The sequence below is a fragment of the Kluyvera cryocrescens NBRC 102467 genome, assembly GCF_001571285.1.
GTDB classification, from domain to species: Bacteria; Pseudomonadota; Gammaproteobacteria; order Enterobacterales; family Enterobacteriaceae; genus Kluyvera; species Kluyvera cryocrescens.
Map to the genome: position 1 here is coordinate 1 of NZ_BCTM01000071.1, position 3,684 is coordinate 3,684.

The 3,684-nt window shown below is 51.7% G+C and carries 6 protein-coding genes and 1 pseudogene; 5 read left to right on the top strand and 2 right to left on the bottom strand.

Features of this window, described 5'->3' with window-relative positions; genetic code table 11:
- Nucleotides 1-398: 398 nt before the first annotated feature.
- The 5 genes and pseudogenes from KCR01S_RS23430 to KCR01S_RS23440 all read left to right on the top strand — a co-directional run bounded on the left by KCR01S_RS23430 (nucleotide 399) and on the right by KCR01S_RS23440 (nucleotide 2,377).
- Nucleotides 399-722 (top strand): MobC family plasmid mobilization relaxosome protein, encoded by a 324-nt coding sequence (locus tag KCR01S_RS23430; protein WP_174522468.1) that lies wholly within the window; start codon nucleotides 399-401, stop codon nucleotides 720-722.
- Nucleotides 712-1,029: pseudogene (locus KCR01S_RS25925) on the top strand (plasmid mobilization relaxase MbeA); the annotation flags it as partial. The gene KCR01S_RS23430 and the pseudogene KCR01S_RS25925, both read left to right, overlap by 11 nt.
- Before the next feature lie 370 nt (nucleotides 1,030-1,399).
- Nucleotides 1,400-1,885 carry an MbeB family mobilization protein gene (locus KCR01S_RS25285; RefSeq protein ID WP_145953671.1) on the top strand — a complete coding sequence of 162 codons (486 nt, stop codon included), beginning with the start codon at nucleotides 1,400-1,402 and terminating at the stop codon, nucleotides 1,883-1,885.
- A 3-nt stretch (nucleotides 1,886-1,888) separates the two neighbouring features.
- Nucleotides 1,889-2,104 carry an MbeD family mobilization/exclusion protein gene (locus KCR01S_RS25290; protein WP_000137421.1) on the top strand — a complete coding sequence of 72 codons (216 nt, stop codon included), beginning with the start codon at nucleotides 1,889-1,891 and terminating at the stop codon, nucleotides 2,102-2,104.
- Nucleotides 2,105-2,122: 18 nt separating this feature from the next.
- Entirely contained in the window at nucleotides 2,123-2,377 is a 255-nt protein-coding gene (locus tag KCR01S_RS23440; protein WP_145953670.1) for a hypothetical protein, read from the top strand.
- A 117-nt stretch (nucleotides 2,378-2,494) separates the two neighbouring features.
- Here KCR01S_RS23440 and KCR01S_RS25295 read toward each other — a convergent pair whose 3' ends face one another.
- Complete coding sequence (locus KCR01S_RS25295; RefSeq protein ID WP_072277229.1) at nucleotides 2,495-2,854, bottom strand: hypothetical protein; 360 nt, start codon at nucleotides 2,852-2,854, stop codon at nucleotides 2,495-2,497.
- 10 nt (nucleotides 2,855-2,864) lie between these two features.
- Nucleotides 2,865-3,341 carry a hypothetical protein gene (locus KCR01S_RS23445; RefSeq protein ID WP_061285254.1) on the bottom strand — a complete coding sequence of 159 codons (477 nt, stop codon included), beginning with the start codon at nucleotides 3,339-3,341 and terminating at the stop codon, nucleotides 2,865-2,867.
- Nucleotides 3,342-3,684 lie beyond the last annotated feature (343 nt).

A 3,684-nucleotide genomic window follows, 5' to 3' on the forward strand; every position in this document is an offset into this window, starting at 1 on the left:
AACGCCGCATCTTTTTCCCGTCTTTTCCTGATTTGACCGCTACTCGTTTATTCCGTTACTTCTGAGCCTGTAACGCCCGCCGCAGTCTCACGGCAGGAGCGCAGCGACCGAGTGAGCGAGGAGGCGTCATTTCATCGTTACCTGTATTTCGCACTTACACACCGAGGCCGCATTTTTCCCTGTCACATGAAGCACTTTCATAAATTACCACTCCGCCGTAACATATTAAGCCAGTATACACTCCGCTAGCGCTACGTGACTGGTTCAGGGCTGCGCCCCGAAACCCGCTAAAAGTCACTGACGCGCCTGCGGCTTGTCCAACGCCGCGCCGACCGGGAAAAGATTTCCCGCCCTCCCGGCGTTATCAGGAGGTTGGATTGACAGAAAAACGCAGCAAAATGCTCACGATGTGGGTGACCGAAGATGAGTACCGCCGTCTGCTGGAGCGCTGTGACGGTAAGCAGCTTGCGGCCTGGATGCGGCAGACGTGTCTGGATGAGAAGCCCGCCCGCGCCGGCAAACTTCCCTCCATTTCGCCGGCGCTGCTTCGTCAGCTTGCCGGCATGGGTAACAACCTCAATCAGATTGCCCGGCAGGTTAACGCCGGTGGCGGTACCGGGCACGACCGCGTGCAGGTCGTCGCCACGCTGATGGCCATCGATGCCGGACTTGAGCGGCTGCGGCACGCCGTGCTGGAAAAGGGGACAGACGATGATCGTTAAGTTTCACCCGCGAGGGCGCGGCGGCGGCGCCGGTCCGGTGGATTATCTGCTGGGGAAAGACCGGCAGCGCGACGGCGCCACTGTCCTGCAGGGTAAGCCGGAGGAAGTCCGGGAGCTTATCGACGCCTCGCCCTACGCCAAAAAGTACACCTCCGGCGTTCTGTCCTTTGCCGAAGAGGACTTACCACCCGGCCAGCGAGAAAAGCTGATGGCGAGCTTTGAGCGGGTTCTGATGCCCGGACTCGATAAAGACCAGTACAGCGTGCTGTGGGTTGAGCACCAGGACAAGGGGCGGCTGGAGCTCAACTTCCTGATCCCGAACACGGAGCTGCTCACAGGCAAGCGGCTCCAGCCGTATTACGACCGCGCCGACCGACCGCGCATCGATGCCTGGCAGACCATCGTGAACGGCAGACTGGGGCTGCACGACCCGAATGCGCCAGAGAACCGGCGGGCGCTGGTCACGCCGTCCGCAATGCCGAAAGTGAAGCAGGAAGCAGCGCAGGCGATTACGCGGGGTTTACTGGCCTTAGCCTCGTCCGGGGAGCTGAAAACGCGTCAGGACGTCACTGAGGCGCTGGAAAGCGCAGGTTTTGAGGTGGTGCGCACCACAAAAAGCAGCATCAGCATTGCCGATCCGGACGGGGGCCGAAACATCCGACTGAAGGGAGCCATCTATGAACAGTCTTTTAACGCTGGCGAAGGACTTAGAGCAGAAATCGAAAGCGCAGCAGCAGACTACCGGCGAGATGCTGAAAGCCGCATTCAGCGAGCACGAGAAGTCTGTCAGAGCGGAACTGAACGAAAGCGAGAAGAGAATCAGCGCCGCCATCCTCGACCACGACCGGAAGCTGTCCTCAGCCATGAGCCAGCGCACGAAAGGGATGCTGCGGATGGTCAGCCAGACGTGGCTGACCATCGTCCTAGTCTCCGCGCTGCTGATCGCGTCGAGCGCGGGCATTCTGTGGTGGCAGGGGCAGCAGATGATCGACAATTACACGACCATCCGGGAGCAGAAGAGCACGCAGGCTATGCTGTCCGAGCGAAACGGCGGAGTGCAGCTCTCGACCTGCGGCGAGCAGAGACGCCGCTGCGTGCGGGTGAACCCGGAAGCGGGACGGTTCGGAGAGGATTCGAGCTGGATGATACTGGCGGGGAAATAGCACATGACGGAGCTGGAAAAACAGTTGCTGAGCGCATTAGAGCAGCTACAGCAGGACTACTCGAAAAGGCTGGACGAGTGGGAGAACGCCTTCGCGGAATGGCGGACGATGTCTGGTCTTATGCAACGGGAGAACGCGGCGCTGAGCGAGCGCGTCACGGGCTTGAGCAGGCAGGTGCAGAGTTTGAGCGAGCAGCTGCGCCGGTTGTCGCAAGGCTGAACGGAATAGAGGCACACCGTGAGCAGGAGCGGGCGGCGCAGCATCAGAAAGCGCTGGAGCTGGAGCGATCACAACGACAGCGGACGTATGACGGTCCGTCGTTGTAAAAAACCGGATAAAACGGGGCTTTCGGCGGCGATTTTCGCTGAAAGCCTGTGCCATTCATCCGGCTGCATGGCTATGCAGTTCGGAAAAATTTATCGGGCGCAGGCGGCGCGGTTTACCGGGGAGTTTACTGCCGGTTTTACCGGGCTGATGCCACATTCGCGCTGAACCTGTCCGGGGCGGTGCGCCCAAGTGATGTGATGGTAAATGAAACTGGTGTGGCGGGTTCATACGTGAAAAAAGCCTCTCTATAGGAGGCTTTTTTATTGAGTAACACTAATAAAATTAAGAAAAAAAATCACCTATTCCTGAATATCTAGAACTTATGTAATCAATTAGGTTATATATCGGCGCTGAATCTGCATTGCTTTGCCATGAGATCTGATCATATTGAATGGCCGATAATCTTATTTTTTCTATATTAAAAAAAGCATCATGATCACCATAGTATTCAGGTATGCGATAACGGTAAATATAAAGAGTAGCGCCGTTATTTAAAGGTGATGACTGGTAGCAAGAAGTTATGGTCATTTCACTCTTAAAGTAAATAACTGAAGGAATAGAGTGTGAAAGTGACCATGTGATATTACCTTCAACGGTTCTTTTGAATACTTCATTTATAAATGAAATTTCATCAAAGTTCATTTTATCTTCCTTATACCTTTTGAGCACTCATTGATTGCATGTTCCTAAGCGCTTCATGAAGAACCGAAAGGCTGTTATAGTAAGACCATATGCTGTCATATGTTAGGTGATCTTTTACGTTTCTGGTGCCTTGTAAATTTATTGTCTCGGATTTAAATTTAGCAACATGTAAATATATGGATTTGTCAGTATCATCTTCCTTGCAGATATTTACATACCCATTGCATTCAGTAATTAAACTCCAGAACTCGTGCTTGAGGTCGTTTTCATCCGTTGTTAGTGTTTCTTTCTTTAATAATTTTATTTTTGTGCTGAATTTCTCATATGACTTTTTAAGATTTGCAGTGAGAAAATCGCCACCTATCTTTTTATTGTATATTCTTGATAGTCGTGATGTTTGATAAAGAACAAAGAAAGTAATCACGGTACCAATAAGGGTTGCTATAATTCCTAAGTTAACAATCCATTCAGGCCATACAGAGTTCATTTTTTATATTTTTCCTGCGTTAGATTCTCTCATCATGAGATTTATATTATCTGAATTTTACATCAATGTAATGTCATGTAGCGACTATCTGGTTTTTTTGAGGAAGATCTTCTTGTGATCCTTTTTCGCTACTAGTAATCTCATTCGCTGTAAACAAAAAAACCACCGCTACCAACGGTGGTTCGTTTGCCGGAAGTAAGAGCTACCAACTCTTTTTTCCGTAGGTAACTGGCTTGGAGGAGCACAGTCACCAAAACTGTCCTTTCAGTGTAGCCTTATCGCACCCGAAACTTCAAGACTCTCCTCCTCTAAATCAGTTACCAATGGCTACCGCCACTGGCGA